The 14,980-nt window shown below is 56.5% G+C and carries 15 protein-coding genes and 2 pseudogenes; 10 read left to right on the top strand and 7 right to left on the bottom strand.

Translation table 11 applies throughout. From position 1 onward, the window contains the following. Positions 1–45 precede the first annotated feature (45 nt). Together N2599_RS25695 and N2599_RS25700 are read left to right on the top strand one after the other, a co-directional pair. The gene (locus N2599_RS25695) at positions 46–324 is read left to right on the top strand and encodes a type II toxin-antitoxin system Phd/YefM family antitoxin (RefSeq protein WP_027512127.1); all 279 of its coding nucleotides are present in this window, start codon (positions 46–48) and stop codon (positions 322–324) included. Further along, the gene (locus N2599_RS25700) at positions 311–742 is read left to right on the top strand and encodes an mRNA interferase PemK (RefSeq protein WP_027512128.1); all 432 of its coding nucleotides are present in this window, start codon (positions 311–313) and stop codon (positions 740–742) included. Before N2599_RS25695 ends, N2599_RS25700 begins: the two co-directional genes overlap by 14 nt. 248 nt (positions 743–990) lie before the next feature. Here N2599_RS25700 and N2599_RS25705 read toward each other — a convergent pair. Beyond that, positions 991–1,336, bottom strand: a pseudogene (locus N2599_RS25705) (recombinase family protein); the annotation flags it as partial. A gap of 5 nt (positions 1,337–1,341) precedes the next feature. On the opposite strand from N2599_RS25705, the gene N2599_RS25710 reads away from it, so the two are divergent. Next, positions 1,342–1,596, top strand: a complete 255-nt coding sequence (locus tag N2599_RS25710) for a GlsB/YeaQ/YmgE family stress response membrane protein (protein WP_027512129.1) — start codon at positions 1,342–1,344, stop codon at positions 1,594–1,596. 599 nt (positions 1,597–2,195) lie between these two features. Here the strand turns inward: N2599_RS25710 and N2599_RS25715 are convergent. Beyond that, on the bottom strand, positions 2,196–3,335 hold the full coding sequence (locus tag N2599_RS25715; RefSeq protein WP_086996032.1) for a helix-turn-helix domain-containing protein: 1,140 nt from the start codon (positions 3,333–3,335) through the stop codon (positions 2,196–2,198). Positions 3,336–4,139: 804 nt separating this feature from the next. On the opposite strand from N2599_RS25715, the gene N2599_RS25720 reads away from it, so the two are divergent. The 7 genes from N2599_RS25720 to N2599_RS25750 all read left to right on the top strand — a co-directional run bounded on the left by N2599_RS25720 (position 4,140) and on the right by N2599_RS25750 (position 11,605). Next, positions 4,140–5,153, top strand: a complete 1,014-nt coding sequence (locus tag N2599_RS25720) for a UDP-glucuronic acid decarboxylase family protein (RefSeq protein WP_027512132.1) — start codon at positions 4,140–4,142, stop codon at positions 5,151–5,153. Continuing rightward, on the top strand, positions 5,153–6,139 hold the full coding sequence (gene galE, locus N2599_RS25725; protein ID WP_027512133.1) for a UDP-glucose 4-epimerase GalE: 987 nt from the start codon (positions 5,153–5,155) through the stop codon (positions 6,137–6,139). Before N2599_RS25720 ends, galE begins: the two co-directional genes overlap by 1 nt. Beyond that, on the top strand, positions 6,136–7,983 hold the full coding sequence (locus N2599_RS25730; RefSeq protein ID WP_027512134.1) for a glycosyltransferase family 2 protein: 1,848 nt from the start codon (positions 6,136–6,138) through the stop codon (positions 7,981–7,983). Before galE ends, N2599_RS25730 begins: the two co-directional genes overlap by 4 nt. Positions 7,984–7,998: 15 nt before the next feature. Then, positions 7,999–9,429: a UDP-glucose dehydrogenase family protein gene (locus N2599_RS25735; protein WP_027512135.1), complete on the top strand. Its 1,431-nt coding sequence runs from the start codon at positions 7,999–8,001 to the stop codon at positions 9,427–9,429. Continuing rightward, complete coding sequence (locus N2599_RS25740; RefSeq protein ID WP_051336724.1) at positions 9,416–9,970, top strand: DUF995 domain-containing protein; 555 nt, start codon at positions 9,416–9,418, stop codon at positions 9,968–9,970. Before N2599_RS25735 ends, N2599_RS25740 begins: the two co-directional genes overlap by 14 nt. 15 nt (positions 9,971–9,985) lie before the next feature. Continuing rightward, on the top strand, positions 9,986–10,933 hold the full coding sequence (locus N2599_RS25745; protein ID WP_027512137.1) for a glycoside hydrolase family 26 protein: 948 nt from the start codon (positions 9,986–9,988) through the stop codon (positions 10,931–10,933). Between the two features lie 135 nt (positions 10,934–11,068). Then, positions 11,069–11,605: a DUF995 domain-containing protein gene (locus N2599_RS25750; RefSeq protein WP_027512138.1), complete on the top strand. Its 537-nt coding sequence runs from the start codon at positions 11,069–11,071 to the stop codon at positions 11,603–11,605. A 61-nt stretch (positions 11,606–11,666) separates the two neighbouring features. Here N2599_RS25750 and N2599_RS25755 read toward each other — a convergent pair whose 3' ends face one another. The 5 genes and pseudogenes from N2599_RS25755 to N2599_RS25775 all read right to left on the bottom strand — a co-directional run bounded on the left by N2599_RS25755 (position 11,667) and on the right by N2599_RS25775 (position 14,955). After that, positions 11,667–11,984 carry a hypothetical protein gene (locus tag N2599_RS25755; RefSeq protein WP_027512139.1) on the bottom strand — a complete coding sequence of 106 codons (318 nt, stop codon included), beginning with the start codon at positions 11,982–11,984 and terminating at the stop codon, positions 11,667–11,669. 50 nt (positions 11,985–12,034) lie between these two features. Further along, positions 12,035–12,271, bottom strand: a complete 237-nt coding sequence (locus N2599_RS25760) for a hypothetical protein (protein WP_027512140.1) — start codon at positions 12,269–12,271, stop codon at positions 12,035–12,037. Positions 12,272–12,289: 18 nt separating this feature from the next. Further along, a pseudogene (locus N2599_RS25765) lies at positions 12,290–12,514 on the bottom strand (Tn3 family transposase); the annotation flags it as partial. Then, on the bottom strand, positions 12,411–13,859 hold the full coding sequence (locus tag N2599_RS25770) for an ISNCY family transposase (protein WP_375714148.1): 1,449 nt from the start codon (positions 13,857–13,859) through the stop codon (positions 12,411–12,413). The pseudogene N2599_RS25765 and the gene N2599_RS25770, both read right to left, overlap by 104 nt. Before the next feature lie 586 nt (positions 13,860–14,445). Beyond that, the gene (locus N2599_RS25775) at positions 14,446–14,955 is read right to left on the bottom strand and encodes a GNAT family N-acetyltransferase (protein WP_027512141.1); all 510 of its coding nucleotides are present in this window, start codon (positions 14,953–14,955) and stop codon (positions 14,446–14,448) included. Positions 14,956–14,980: the final 25 nt, after the last annotated feature.

Below are 14,980 nucleotides of genomic sequence, written 5' to 3' on the forward strand. Positions count from 1 at the left end.
AAAATTACGGAAATCCCGTATATTCCGGAAAAAGGAGTTTTCAAGATGACATCGACAGTTACGGCCGCAGCGGTATCCAAGAATTTCGGTGCTTTTCAGGACGCGGCCGTGCGTGAACCGGTAATCATCACTAAGAACGGCCGGCCGCGCACGGTGCTGCTAGCCTATGAAGACTATCTCCGTCTGGCGCGCCGTGATCGTCGCGTCGAGGCCTCCGCGGCTCTGACCGAAGACGATCTTGCAGCGGTTGAGGCAGCCGAGATGGATGGCGACCTCGATGATCTCAATGCCGAGCTGCTGACGGGTAAGAATGCTGCCGATTGATCCCAAGATCGGCTGGGTCTTTCGTTATTCCTATCTCTGGCACAGGCAATACCTTCAAGGCCGCGAAGAGGGCGACAAGGAACGCCCTTGCTTGGTGTTGGCGCTGGTGTCGATGCTCGAGGACGGAACGCGGGTGGTTCGCGTACTGCCGATCACGCACACGCCGCCCTCCGACGCCGCTGAGGCCATCGAGTTGCCACCGGCCACCAAGAGGCGTCTTGGTCTCGAGGACGAGCGGTCGTGGATCATTTTGACCGAGAGCAACCGCTTTGTCTGGCCCGGTCCGGACATTCGAGCGGTCGATAGCGAGACAGGCTATTATGGGCCATTACCACCGGCACTGTTTGACGAGGTTAAGCGCCGCTTCGTCGAATTGGCGCGGGCTCAGCGCCATACCCCGGCGCAACGTAGCGAGTGAACGACGGCAACAGTCGTCTGTCTTTTTTTTGGAGAATCGACGCCAAGTGCAACAGGCCGGATTACAGGGTAGGGGATCAGCCACATTCGCGCAAATGGGCGATGAACACTTCGGCCGGTGTTTTGTAGCCGAGGCATTTTGCGTGGCTGCGCATTCAGGTGATGGTCGAGGTCGACGAGCTGTTGCTGGGTGGGCCCTGTCGGCTCGAAGCTGCATATTTGGCCAACTCAAAGAACAAACGGTAAACGTTACGTTTCATCAGTGACCAAGCGCTTCGCAAGGCGGCTCAATGTAGATCGTGAACATCCAGTCGCATTGACGATACTGTTCCAGCTTTGTCCATTCGTCAGCATTTGCTCAATTGCCTGGTTTCGGCTCTTATCTTCCGGGCGTCCCCGATAGAGGCCTCGCTCTTTCGCCTTGGCGATACCTTGTGCCTGCCGTTTACGTCGGTCGTCATAATCTTTGCGCGCAATTGCCGCCAGCATCGAGCATCATACTGTTAATCGCATTAAACATACGGGCGGTGAATTCATCATTGTTCCCGGTCATCATCATATGCGATGTCGGTAAATCCAGCGCCACGATCCGGAGCGCAAATGGGACTTGAGAGCTTAATCATATTTCTGCTGATAGGCGCTGTTGCCGGTTGGTTGGCCGGGTTGATCGTCAAGGGCTTCGGCTTCGGATTGCTGGGGAACATTGTTGTCGGTGTCATCGGAGCTTTCATCGCCGGATGGCTACTGCCTCGCGTCGGTGTCAACATTGGCGCCGGTTACATCGGCGCCATTATTCACCCGATGATCGGCGCGATTGTTCTCTTGCTGGCGATTAGGCTGCTGAAACGAGCTTAATGCTCTTGAACCTGCCAGAGCAGACTTCAGTGCACATTGTTGCCTGGTTGAGGCAGCATCAAGGGAAGCGCTGACGCGGCGCTTCCCAACGACGGACGTCCTCGATGCGATTGCGGCAAGCCTATGAGAAGCCGTCGGTGAACAAGGCGCGCCAGAAGTCCGAGGGCATTAGCCGTCAATGCAAGAAGCTCGAAAGCCGCTTCAGGGAGAAGGCCTTCGCCGCCCGCAAAAAGAGGTCGGGCCGGTAGATCGCCAACCTGCGGCGATCGTCATCGGCGTTGTCATGTCCGGGGTGAGTGGGATCGCGCTCGCTTTCATGGCGCCTTGGAGTGCCGGTGATGGTGCCCGCTCTTGCGCGCATCGATCCAGACATCAAAGCTGATAGCGCCCCGGGAGTCGAGGAAAACAGTTAGCCGTCCAGCCGACAACCGAGGTCCATCTGACGCAATAAAAACATCGGCTTACGTTGCCAGTTTACGGCATCGGCAACTCTGCCGGCACAACCGGCAGGATTTGTGGCAGGATGGTTCAACGATACGCGAGACACGTCCTGCGGGTGCTCAAGCGGAAGGTGTGTTGAGGCCTCTGGAATGCGCGCCTCAAAAGAGTCCGAGAGTTCGCAGCAAGCTTTCGAATGTGACCTTTGGCTTTTTATCCGTTTGCCAATCCGGGCGCGTGTGGTCCCCGGACGTCCGCTTGTGTATGTTGCTCGGGCTGTACCCGAACTGCTGCGTGAAAGCGCGACTAAAGTTCGCTGCTGAATCGAAACCGATTGCTAAACCAACTTCGGCGATCTTTCGGGTGTCTGAAGGATCCGCCAACATTGCATGAGCTGCGGACAGGCGCCGTCGGCGAATATAGTTCGCAACGCCACCGGACGTTTCGAAAAGTTCATAGAGCCGCGTCCTCGAGATCGCCAGTTCCCGGCCGAGAGCATCCGGTGTCAGGTGGGGCGAGGCAAGATTGCTCAGAATGAAGCGTCTCGCCCGCGTCATCAATCCTATTTGCGAAATCTGATCGTTGCCGCCATCACGGTCCACCAAAGGTGTGATCGTGTCGAAAACCATTTCCCGCAAGCGGTCCTTAACGCCCTGAAGGTCGTCATGCGTGAAGCGATCGAGATTGGTTTCAACGCTCGACAGATGATCGATTAGCAATTTGGCTCTGTGTCCACCCAAAACGACGTTATTGCTTGCCGTTGTCAGGCCACCTCGATCAGCAAACAGGTCGACCGGAACGATCAAACTCACCGAATCCGTTGCTAATGCTCGCCCGCTAAACGGATGACCGAGTGAGCGAACTTCAATCATGCCTGGTTCATTTTGCACAACACGTCCAGCATTGCCGGTCCAAGTGCGACCGGCACGGAGAAAGGTGATCTGCCAATGGTCTATCGGACTGAAACGCACCGTGTCTGGCGAGCGTTCATAACTGAAAGCCGGAATGGTTTGTTGCAGCAACAGCATACCGCCCAGATTCCACACAGCTTGCCGGGCGACAAATCCATCGTCGGGATGAACATTGTCTGGCAGACGCGTATCCGACAATACCGCCATGTGCTCCTGCCAGGCCGGAAACTGCTGGTATGGTGGAAGGCTCTCCGTCTCAAAAACCAGCGGAACCAAGACGGTTTTTTTCACATCATGCTCCCCGGGGGGATCTTGCGACACGCGCGGCCAGCGACGTCGTTCTACGAAATCCGGCTCTGAATGGCGGTCATCGTCATTGTCCGACATCATTGCCCCCAGCCAAGACCCGAAATGCGGAAACGTCGCGCCTTATAGCCGTGGTAGTCAGCATCGCAGAGCCGTCCTTGCCCGCCTGCGAAATCTGCGAAGGTATGAAATCCCAATGAGTCCCGACAACCTCCGCCCATATCACGCAGATAGGCAAGGAATTCAGAAATATTACGATGTAAAGATTCAGGAAATCCAATTGAAGCATGCCCACCGCCGTTTTGCTTTGAACTGCTCTTTTGCTTCAGGCCCCGATTGAGGCGTTAGGCGCCGAAAATTTCGCCATCATGTCGAACTGTGCCTCTGTCGCACCAAATCAAGGCGTGCTCTCTCATTATCCGCCCTATTCTGAAACCACCCACCCATGAACGGGCATTCCGGTCCAGTGGTAAAGGCCTACAGTTGCATTGGTTTTGACTTCGGCGACGGGATTGCTTGAGTGCCGGCGCACGCCCCGAAAAGCTGCTTGCTGGGGGCTTCAGAGCTTTCTTACAAGAGCTTCGAGTGTTGTAGGGCGGTAAAATTTGAGGGCCGCCCTGGGTCTCGATCTGCGTCCAGGCGTGCGATCCTCCTGTTGTGCCCGACGCCTCCAAACGAATGGCTGCCGATATCTGTAAGAAATGGACGAATTGAATAGTTTCCGGACGACCGGATATCGCAACGCAGGAACCGGGTCGGTATTAGAAACTACCAAATCTGCTTCAGGACGAAAATCGAAAAAGCTCTGTTAGTTTCAGTAGTTTTCACATGGCATCGTTCTTTCTGGAGCATTGATGCATATATTATTCTTGTTCTTGGGAGCGTGTTGTGGGAATCATCTTCAATTCGTCTAACTTTCGTTCTGATCGCGCCTCAAAACCGCGGGTTCTTGTTGCAGGCGGCGCGGGGTTTCTAGGATCTCATCTTTGTGAGCTTCTTTTGCGTGAAGGTCGGACCGTAGTCTGTGTGGACAATTTTTCCACGGGACGAATGGAAAATATGCGCCACCTCTTGCGCTTTGACACGTTCAGCTATGTACGTCACGACATCGTTGATCCGATCGATCTGCCAGTGGACGAGATCTACAATCTCGCCTGCCCGGCGTCGCCGCCGCACTATCAGGCCGACCCGATCCATACGATGAAGACCAACGTGATCGGTTCACTCAATCTTCTCGAGCTGGCCGCACATTATCAGGCGCGGATTTTCCAGGCTTCCACCTCGGAGGTCTATGGCGATCCTCACGTGCATCCTCAGCCCGAGAACTACTGGGGCAATGTCAATTCTTTCGGTCCGCGCTCCTGCTATGACGAAGGCAAGCGTTCCGCCGAAACACTTTTCTATGACTTCCATAAGCAATACGGCGTCGACATTCGTATCGTGCGCATTTTTAATACCTATGGTCCGCGCATGCGTCCAGACGACGGCCGGGTCGTCTCCAACTTCATCGTGCAGGCGCTCAAGGGCGAAGATATCACCGTTTACGGCGACGGATCGCAGACCCGCTCCTTCTGTTATGTGGATGACCTGATCGAAGGCTTTCACCGGCTCATGTACAGCCCTCGGGCCATTCACACACCGGTCAACATCGGCAATCCCGGTGAATTCACCGTGCGTGAACTGGCCGAGCAGATCGTTGCCATGACAGGCTCGCCATCGAAAATCGTCTATCACCCTCTGCCTGCAGATGATCCGCGCCAACGCCGGCCCGATATTGCTCTGGCAGAGCAGGAGCTTGGTTGGGCACCGAGCATTGCGCTGACGGACGGCCTGAAGTCGACGATAGCCTATTTCGAACGCCAGCTGGTGAGGCCCAATGGGGGACTCGCAGAGGTGGCATGATGAGTGGGCAGAACGTACTCGTTGTCGGCGGCGCGGGCTTTATTGGAAGTCATACCGCCAAGCTCTTGTCCAAGCAGGGTTACGAGCCTGTCGTCTATGACAATCTCTCGACGGGGCATCTCGCATCCGTGCGTTGGGGAACTTTCGTTGAAGGCGACATTCTCGACACGCAGCGGCTCATCGAGGTGGTCGAGGATCACGATCCGATCGCGGTGATCCATTTCGCCGCCTCGGCCTATGTCGGAGAATCTGTGGAGCACCCGGCTAAGTATTACCGCAACAATGTTGGCGGAACGCAGTCGCTGCTGGAAGCTTGCCGTTTCGCCGGCGCGCGCAATGTCATCTTTTCGTCGAGCTGCGCAACCTATGGCGTTCCGGATCAACTGCCGATCCGCGAAGGCGAAGCGCAGCGCCCGATAAACCCATACGGTCGTACCAAGCTGATCGCGGAGCAGATGCTTGCCGATTATTCGGTTGCTTATGAGCTGCGCTATGTGGCGCTGCGTTATTTCAATGCATCCGGAGCGGATATCGACGGAGAAATCGGCGAAACCCATGATCCCGAAACGCATCTCATTCCGCGGGCGCTGATGGCTGCCGCGGGCAGCATCGACTTTCTGGAAATTTATGGCAACGATTACGATACGCCGGACGGTACCTGCATCCGGGATTACATCCATGTCGCCGATCTGGCACGCGCGCATGTGCTGGCAGTCGAACATCTCGTCAATGGCGGCAACAATCTGGCCGTCAATCTAGGCACAGGACACGGCACGTCTATCAAGGAGATTCTGGATGCGATCAGGCGCCTGACAGGCCATAACGTGCCAGTCGAAATGCGCGCTCGCCGGGCCGGCGATCCCCCGGTGCTTTATGCCGATCCGGCGCTTGCAGCGGAAAAACTTGGCTTTCAGGCGCTTTATTCCGATCTCGATACGATCATTCGCACGGCTGCTCCCTTCTTTGGGCTGGAGGTGCGGACATGAAAACACGCCGGGCAATATGGGAGGCTACCCCAGATGAACCTTTGATGGTTCCGGTTTTTACCGGCTGGCGGCGCGTAGAATATCTGCTCGGTGCAGCGTTGTGGGCCGCGGCGCTCTTCTACTTTTGGCGCTGGTGGCTTGAACCGGCCAACCATGTGAGCCTTGCGGGCTCCGTTCTGGTTACGGCCATCCTGGCCTGGGTGACGTTGCTGCCTGCATATTTCATCGTCCTGTTTTTCCGTGCGCGTCGTCCAAGCGGCCCGTTGAGTCTTCCGGCAGGAAGCCGCATCGCTATGGTGGTAACAAAGGCGCCATCAGAACCTTTCGAGGTGGTGGCCGAGACGTTGCGCGCCATGCTGGCCCAGGATGTGCCGCACGACACATGGCTTGCCGATGAAGACCCTTCTCCGGCAACGCTCGCCTGGTGCGAGAAACATAGTGTCTTCGTTTCCACGCGCAAGGGACGCGCGGACTATCACCGCAAGACGTGGCCGCGTCGCACGCGCTGCAAAGAAGGTAATCTCGCCTTTTTCTACGACCATTACGGCTACGACGCTTACGATTTTGTGGTGCAGCTCGATGCGGACCATGTGCCGGATTTGAACTATCTGTTTCAGATGCTGCGTCCCTTCGCTGATCCGGCTGTGGGTTATGTCTCCGCGCCCAGCATTTGCGATCGCAATGCCCATGAAAGCTGGTCCGCTCGCGGGCGTCTCTATGCAGAAGCCAGTATGCACGGATCGTTGCAGGCCGGTTACAACAACGGTCTAGCCCCGCTTTGCATCGGGTCGCATTATGCGGTTCGCACCGCGGCATTGAAAGAAATTGGCGGCCTGGGACCGGAACTGGCGGAAGATCATTCCACCACTTTGATGATGAATGCCCATGGCTGGCGCGGCGTGCACGCACTCGACGCCATCGCACATGGCGACGGACCGCGCACCTTTGCCGATCTCATCACGCAGGAGTTTCAATGGTCGCGCAGTCTGATGATGATCCTGCTGCAGTATTCGCCCAGGCTTGTTGGTAATTTGCCGCCGCGACTGAAATTCCAGTTTCTGTTCTCGCAATTCTGGTATCCTCTGTTTTCTCTTTTCATGGCGCTGATGTTCGTCTTGCCGATCATTGCGCTGGTGGTAGGGGATAGCTTCGTTGCCGTCACCTATCCCGATTTCCTGAGCCATTTTCTTCCCCAGGCGATCATGTTGATCGTGCTGGCCTATCGCTGGCGCGCTTCCGGCACATTCCGCTCGTATGATGCGAAAATACTGAGCGTCGAAATGACCCTGTTTGTGTTCGCGCGCTGGCCATGGGCGATGGCTGGAACGTTGGCTGCGCTGCGCGATTGGTCAACGGGTTCATTCGTGGATTTCCGCGTCACGCCGAAGGGGGCGTCCGAAGTGGATCCCCTGCCGTTCCGTGTGCTCGCACCCTACGGTTTCTTGGCGGTTTTCTCGATCCTGCCGGTGCTGCTCATCCCGCATGCGAGCGACAACAGCCGCGGCTTCTATGTCTTCGCCATCGTCAACGCCGTGATCTATGCGCTGCTCCTGTTCGTTATCGTTCTCCAGCATGCACGCGAGAACACGGTTCGCTACCGCACGTGGCTCTATCGCCCAGCGCTTGCCGCCAGCTTGCTTGCTCTTGTGGCTCTGCCGAGCTTTGCAACCGCCGAACGGGGCCGTGACGGCATCGAGGCGCTCGCATGGGGAACCCAAAGCTTTTCCCTGTTCGAGGATCGCTTTTCAGTTGCCGGCGCAGGTGTCGGTGGTCGCGATGTTCACAAAACCATCTTCAATCCGCGCTGGCGCACCAACGCTCCCAACAAATCAAATCAGCAATAAAAGGCAATCAAACACATGAAGATCGCAGTCATAGGAACCGGCTATGTCGGATTGGTCAGCGGGACTTGTTTCGCCTCATGGGGCCATGAGGTTGTATGCGTCGACAAGAACGCTCAGAAAATAGACGGCCTTGAGCGCGGCGTCGTGCCGATTTACGAGCCCGGTCTGGATGAACTGGTGGAACGCAATTCAGCGGCGGGCCGCTTGAGCTTTACATGCAATCTGGCCGAGGGACTGAAGGGAGCATCGGTCGTATTCATAGCGGTCGGCACTCCGCCGCGTGCCGGTCAGGGGGATGCTGATCTGTCGTTCGTTTACATGGCCGCACGGGAACTGGCGCCGCTGATTGACGATGATGCCGTTGTGGTCGTGAAGTCCACCGTTCCGGTGGGCACAGGCGACATCGTGCAGAAGATCATTGGATCCGTGCGCAAAACCGGCACTTTCTCGGTTGCGTCCAATCCTGAATTCCTGCGGGAAGGCGTCGCTATCCGCGATTTTCTGGAGCCCGATCGCGTCGTGATCGGCGTCGAGGATGAGCGCGCGCGCAAGGTTCTTATGAAACTCTACGGTGCGCCTCTCGAAGCGCGCAGGACACCCATCGTGGTCACCCAGCGCCGGACTTCTGAACTGACCAAATATGCCGCCAACGCGTTTCTGGCGACCAAGATCACCTTCATCAATGAACTGGCCGATCTTTGCGAGCAGGTCGGCAGCAATGTCAGTGAACTGGCGCTGGGCATGGGTCTCGACAAGCGCATCGGGACAAGTTTCCTCAATGCCGGTCCAGGTTACGGCGGCTCGTGCTTCCCGAAAGATACGATGGCGCTTTTGCGCACAGCCCAGGACTATGGCGTGGCGGTGCGCATCGTAGAAGAAACCGTGACCGCCAATGAAGCGCGCAAGCGCCGCATGGCTTTGAAAGTCGTGGACGCTCTGGACGGTGATGTGGAAGGCCGGACGATCGCCGTTCTGGGTCTCACTTTCAAACCCGATACGGACGACATGCGCGATGCGCCCTCCGTTCCACTCATCGAAACCCTGCAGCGTTTCGGCGCCACTATCCGCGCCCATGACCCCGTGGGTATGGAGAATGCCAGCCGCATCCTCTCGGATGTTGAGTTTTTTGACGATGCCTATGAATGCGCGCGCAACGCCGATGCTGTTGTCATCATCACGGAATGGGACAGCATTCGCAAACTCGACCTTGCGCGCCTGAAGAAGACCATGCGCCAGGCGGTATTGATCGACCTCAGAAATGCCTTTGAACACGGCGTTGCGGAAGAAATCGGCTTTCGTGTATCGGCCATCGGCCGATCAACGACGGCTCGGTATGATGGGAGTACCACCGGCGCGCTGCCTCATACGTCGGAACAAGTCCATCCAGGACGAAAAAGGGAGGGCGCTCATTTCGAGATAGCGGGAGGTTCCAATGACAATCTCTAAATCTGGAAGGGCTCGATTCCTGCGGGGTTTCCGGATGACAACGACAGTCGCTTGGGCGGCATCTTGTATTGCCGCACCGGCTATTGCCGCGCCGTCGAAGGCGCCTGGACAGCCGACAGGAACTCGCGCCATGACGCCTTTCGAAATCTACGCACTCTATAAGAACAAGAGCTGGCAGTGGGACAACGGAGCCGGATATATGACGGATGCCGGCCGGCAATTCAGTGCATGGGCCGACGGTGATAAGGGCAAATCCTGGGCAGAAGGTCGCTGGGTCATCACCGCGACAGGAGGGTTGTGTCTCAATGCGACATGGCATTCCGGACAGGGCGCATTTCCGGCCAAGACCTGTTTTTCGCATCGTATCGGCAATGGAGCGATCTATCAAAAGCGCGAGCCCGATGGTGAGTGGTATGTATTCCGCCACGCCGAAGCCCGCGAAGACGACGAGGCCCACAAGCTGGTTTCCACCGATCTGGTTTCCCAACAACGCGACAGCATTAAAACCGCGCTTGGCGCGGCCCAGTTGCCTAAACAATAAGAAAAGGAGGGGGCGATGAAAAGTCTCTTTAAACTAACCGCAGCTTTGCTTTGCGGCGCATTCGTTTCCGGTGGTGTATATGCTGCCAGCGGTGTGTCAGGAGCGAGTGTCGACAGCCGCAACAAGTTTCAGGACAAGCGGCCCATCATCACGGCTGAGGCCGTGACGCCCGGTGCCTATGATCCGCACGGGGATTATACCAACGATTCCACTTCCAAGATAGAACACCTGTTCCTGCCTTGGGAGAACGTGGATCTGACAACCCTCAGTGCCGCGGACGCATATGCGCGCGAGCGTGGACGGTCCCTCTTGATCACCGTCGAACCGTGGTCATGGGCGCGTGACTGGCGCATCAGCCCGGATGATCTGCTCAGCGGGATTCTAGCGGGACGGTACGATTCCAACATGGCGGCGGTCTGCTCTGCGGCAGCAAAGCTGAAAAGCCCTGTCACCATCCGCTGGGCGCAGGAAATGGAAGATAATGACGGGCAGTTCACCTGGGCCTTCTGGAAGCCGGAAGGTTATGTGAAGGCCTATAGACATGTAAACGACGTATGCCGCAAGCAACTTCCGTCGGCCCAATATATGTGGTCGCCGAAAGGAGAGGAGGGCCTGGAAGCCTACTATCCGGGGGATGAATATGTCGACATTATCGGTCTGTCCGTCTTTGGCTATCAGCCCTATGACAAACTGGAGGTCGGTCACGACACGACGTTTGTTGAGCGGACAAAACCCGGATACGATCGTGTGGCACGCTTTGGCAAACCAATCGCTATTGCGGAGCTTGGCTATGAAGGCAACGACGATTACGTTCGCGACTGGGCTGCAGAAGCAAACAAGCCACATACCGAGTTCCCTGCCATGACCGCGGTTGTCTACTTCAACGATGGTGAAGTTTATCCGTGGCCGAGGGACGTTGGCCGCCCTGATTGGCGCGTCGCCAACCATCCGCTGCTGGACTGATCCCCGGCTTTTAACTGAGCGGTTCGACTTTTGCACCAGTTCGCGAACCGCTCCATCCCTTTGTTCTATGCGATTCCAAACGCAAGTACCCTAACGCATTGTCGATGGAACTGCTTTATTAGTCAGGAGTAAAAAATGTATCCGATCCATTCAATTATCGTAAGTACGGCGCTGTCCGCACTCTTGCTGGCTGGCAATGCCAGCGCCGCATCCAAGGCACAAGTGGACGACGCGACAGCGAAGCTTGCCGCCGCCGCGTCGCCGATGAAGGCCGTGGCACTGGAAAAGCTCTATGTCGACCGCACGTGGAAATGGAAAGATGGGGGCGGGTTCTTTTCGGCCGACGGGAAACAGTTTACCGCGTGGTCACGCAAGAGGGCGGCTTGGTCCTACGCCGAGGGCCGTTGGTATGCGATCAATGGCGGAAAGCTCTGCTTGCGGGCTCGCTGGTCCAGCAAGATGGACTGGTCCAGCAAGATGGAAAGAGACGGCGCAGTCACATGTTTCCTGCATCGCGAAAAGGACGGCGTCATTTATCAAAAGCCAAGCTTGGGTGGCAAATGGTACGTCTTCCGGCATAATCCCGTTCGGGAGGGTGATGAATCGCTCAAGCTGGTTAAAGGCGATCGGGTGAGCAAGGAAGTGTCTCGTCTCAAAGACATTCGTCGATAAACACGGCGAAGAGCTGCCGAGCGGATCGGGCGCGGCAGCTCCTTCACTACGAAATTGCTCTCTAAACGTTTGGCCGCTTAAAAATGTTTGGAGTATAGCAACGCGCTTTTTGCCCAAAGCCGCTAGGCGTGCAGACATAAGGATTGCTGTTCATATATTGCGAGGCCGACACCTTCACGACCTTGCCAGCAGACTTCTTGGTATAACGAATTTCGTTATTGACCCGATATTTGACGAGGTAGACGGATCGTATCCCTTCTTTTGGTTTGCGGCTTTCTCCGGCTTGTGCGCTTGTGCTGAGAACCGCGGAAACTGCGAGTCCGATTGCCGCTGTCGTTATCCATTTCAGACTGTTCCGATGCGCGATGGAAAACTTCATGTAGTAGCCTCCAATATTGTTGTTCTGGAGAGCGTTCTAGTGATCAGGATTTAAGGTTCCGGCTGAACTATCCTGAATATTTTACGCAAATTGTTGCTTCTCGACCGCCCCTCGCCCCTCATCGAACGCACATCTAATTGGCCAGCAGCCACAACCAGGGCCGCCACCACGGTATCATCATCCAGCAAATCCCGTTTGACGCTCGCAAAATACGAGTGAAGAACCTGCGATGCGAGGCCCTGAGTATGCAAGATATCCAGACAGGAATTGAGAAGCTTAATAGCCATTCTATTGTTTCCAAAAAACTAAGCGACCTTTTGTTCGTACTCAATCCGGCTGATCAGATCGAGCTCAAACTTTCCATACGGATTGACGTGTGAATAGATCAGTGGCGTCAGACCGCGATAATCGTCCGGCGTCAGCCGCTCAGACCATTTCGGCTCGATCAGAACAGATTGCAGCATCCGCGTGTTCACATAGACGAGTGATGCCTGCAGCAGATGCAGCGCCAGCACAGATATTTCCTCGTCCAGGCTTGGTGCCGCGTTTCTGATAGCCGTTGCTCTGGCTGCCATCGCTGATGCCGAACATATGATCCGTCTGGCCGGTGCGGCGCGGGCCGCTCTTGCTGCGTTGCTGTTGGCGCCCAGCCTGCAGCTCGGCGACGATCGAAAGCATGTCATCCAGCCGTTTGTTCTCGACCACCTCGGAGCGATGCACGGAGCGTAAGGTGTCGAACGTTCTGTAGGGCAGGGAGGCTTCCCCGTCCGTGATCTCCAGGCGTCCGTCGGGATAGTCGCAAACGACCACCTTCTTGCCCGCCAGCGCCGTTGCGCGCTCTGTCGGATCGAGAATGAACATCACCTTGTCATAGCGCAGCGTCAAGGAATGCGACAGCTTACGAACCTCCTTGCGGCACATGGCACCATCGAGGTTCTCGTGATCCGCCAGCGGCCGATGCATGTCCTTGGGATTGCGTGGTGGCTTGCCGAAACGAAAGTTGAAATCCGCCATGAACTCCGGCGCATAGGCGTTGGCCGCGTCGATCGTATCGATACCGCGCAGCCGCAGCTCCTTGACGAGGCGATCCTGCAGCGTCTGATTGGCCCTTTCTACGCGGCCTTTGGCCTGCGGGGTGTTGGCGCAGATAATGTCGATGTTGAGCTCATACAGCGCCCGGCCGAATTGCGTCAGACCGCTCGTGCGGTCCTTCTCCGACGCATGCGTGCTGCGGAAGATGCCGTGCTTGTCGCTGTAGAACGCGATCGGCTTGCCCCATTGCTGCAAATAGGCCTTCGTCGCGTGCAGATAGTCGAAGGTGTTCTCTGAAGTCGCAAAGCGCAGATGCAACAGCTTGCCCGTGGCATCGTCGATATAGACCAGCAGGGCGCATTTGCCGCCGCGGTTCTCGAACCACCAGTGATGCGAGCCATCGATCTGCACGAGCTCACCAATACAATCGCGCCGGCCGCGCGGCTGGAAGACCCGCTTCTTGCGCTCGCGGCGCGACACCCAGATGCCGGCTTCCATCATCCACTGGCGCAGCGTCTCCTTGCTGACGGCAATCCGGTGGCGTTCGATCAGCTTCTCGGCCGCCAGCGTTGGGCCAAAATCCGCGTAATGCTCACGCACCAGGTCGAGAGCCAGATTGCGGAAATCCTCGCTATGGCGCCGGTTGCTCGGACGGCCGCGCTTCTTCGAAACGAGACCGTCAGCGCCATTCTCGTCATAGGCCTGCAGCAGCCGATGGACCTGGCTGCGACTGAGGCCAAGCAGCGCCGCCGCCCGTGTGACCGTCAGGCTGCCTTGGCGAACCCGCTGAATATGTTCAAGACGATGCAATTCCTTTTGAGACATGACAATCAAACAAGACATGACGACTCCGAACAAAGATGACCTCGGCCACGATGCACGTCGCTAATCTTGCTTCCCAACGCTGACGTTCGACCAGCATCCCAAGAGGCGACGACTGTCGCATCTCTAACTGGCCCAACTGTCGCATTACTAAATAGCCCTTACACACACATATCGCATAAGATAGATTATGGAACGTCAGAGCGGTTTGCCGACTGTTGCTTTTTCTGTGGGTATGGAAGGTTCGCATTGGTCTCTTCGAGCGCGGGTCATTATGCCGGTCAATCTAGCTTCTCCATCGTTACCGCCGACGATGTCCGGCCTGGTCAGTCAGCATCGGCCCTTCCGGCGCTCCACGTTCCTGGGCGACGATCTGGAACGACGTTCTGACGCAAGGCCACCGCTGCGCAAACTCTTTCCTGGCGTCAGGTGAGTCCGGCCGATCGTCACCGTCGACGTCGCCTATCGTGGCCGCACCGGCGACGGCCTCTTATCGCCCAGGGTCGGACCGTTCGGATAATGCCCCAAAGATGGTCTGACTCACCCGCGAGATAACCGAGACGGTCGAGTGCATCACGGCCCAGTTCGGCTTTAAGTCCCAATCCCTCTAAATCGGACGGTCAAATGAAAGTAGCAGACTTTCCACCCCGCCCTCGATGACGTCTCGATACGGCAGAAACCCTGCGGACAGCGAACCACGAATAGCTATTTTGTTCTCTTTAGCGTGACAGATGAAGCATTTGCAGTCTTGGGGAAAAATGGAAGGAACCACGTTCAGAACATAGGAGCGAAGCATAGCCTTCCCCAAGCCCCTCCCCATGAAACGCGGCTCACCGATAAATAGGTCGACCGCTACGCCGTCGTGCTCGCCCATCTCAGACGCGAAATCGGGATAGTTGCGAAGCAAATAGCACTGCAACATTCCAAAAGGCTTCCCTCTATAAAAAGCTATATGGCAATGGGTGGGATGGCTTGGGCTCAGGCGCTCAGAATACTTCCCCTGAACTTCCTCGATCGTTGTTGGCGTCTTCTGATAGTGAGCACGCATATGAGGGCTATTTAGCCATTCACACAATATCGGAAAATCTGCTTCGGTCAGTGGCCTGAAATCAATCATCTGGGGCTGTACCTTTAGGTCGTGA

Source organism: Rhizobium sullae, from assembly GCF_025200715.1.
GTDB classification, from domain to species: Bacteria; Pseudomonadota; Alphaproteobacteria; order Rhizobiales; family Rhizobiaceae; genus Rhizobium; species Rhizobium sullae.

Excerpts from the sequence above, each read along its gene's own strand:
- N2599_RS25730 (WP_027512134.1), top strand. The coding sequence starts at position 6,136 with ATGAAAACACGCCGGGCAATATGGGAGGCTACCCCAGATGAACCTTTG.
- N2599_RS25775 (WP_027512141.1), bottom strand. The coding sequence starts at position 14,955 with ATGATTGATTTCAGGCCACTGACCGAAGCAGATTTTCCGATATTGTGT.
- N2599_RS25760 (WP_027512140.1), bottom strand. The coding sequence starts at position 12,271 with ATGGCTATTAAGCTTCTCAATTCCTGTCTGGATATCTTGCATACTCAG.
- galE (WP_027512133.1), top strand. The coding sequence starts at position 5,153 with ATGAGTGGGCAGAACGTACTCGTTGTCGGCGGCGCGGGCTTTATTGGA.
- N2599_RS25715 (WP_086996032.1), bottom strand. The coding sequence starts at position 3,335 with ATGATGTCGGACAATGACGATGACCGCCATTCAGAGCCGGATTTCGTA.
- N2599_RS25695 (WP_027512127.1), top strand. The coding sequence starts at position 46 with ATGACATCGACAGTTACGGCCGCAGCGGTATCCAAGAATTTCGGTGCT.
- N2599_RS25740 (WP_051336724.1), top strand. The coding sequence starts at position 9,416 with ATGACAATCTCTAAATCTGGAAGGGCTCGATTCCTGCGGGGTTTCCGG.
- N2599_RS25770 (WP_375714148.1), bottom strand. The coding sequence starts at position 13,859 with ATGTCTTGTTTGATTGTCATGTCTCAAAAGGAATTGCATCGTCTTGAA.
- N2599_RS25710 (WP_027512129.1), top strand. The coding sequence starts at position 1,342 with ATGGGACTTGAGAGCTTAATCATATTTCTGCTGATAGGCGCTGTTGCC.
- N2599_RS25700 (WP_027512128.1), top strand. The coding sequence starts at position 311 with ATGCTGCCGATTGATCCCAAGATCGGCTGGGTCTTTCGTTATTCCTAT.
- N2599_RS25750 (WP_027512138.1), top strand. The coding sequence starts at position 11,069 with ATGTATCCGATCCATTCAATTATCGTAAGTACGGCGCTGTCCGCACTC.
- N2599_RS25735 (WP_027512135.1), top strand. The coding sequence starts at position 7,999 with ATGAAGATCGCAGTCATAGGAACCGGCTATGTCGGATTGGTCAGCGGG.
- N2599_RS25745 (WP_027512137.1), top strand. The coding sequence starts at position 9,986 with ATGAAAAGTCTCTTTAAACTAACCGCAGCTTTGCTTTGCGGCGCATTC.
- N2599_RS25755 (WP_027512139.1), bottom strand. The coding sequence starts at position 11,984 with ATGAAGTTTTCCATCGCGCATCGGAACAGTCTGAAATGGATAACGACA.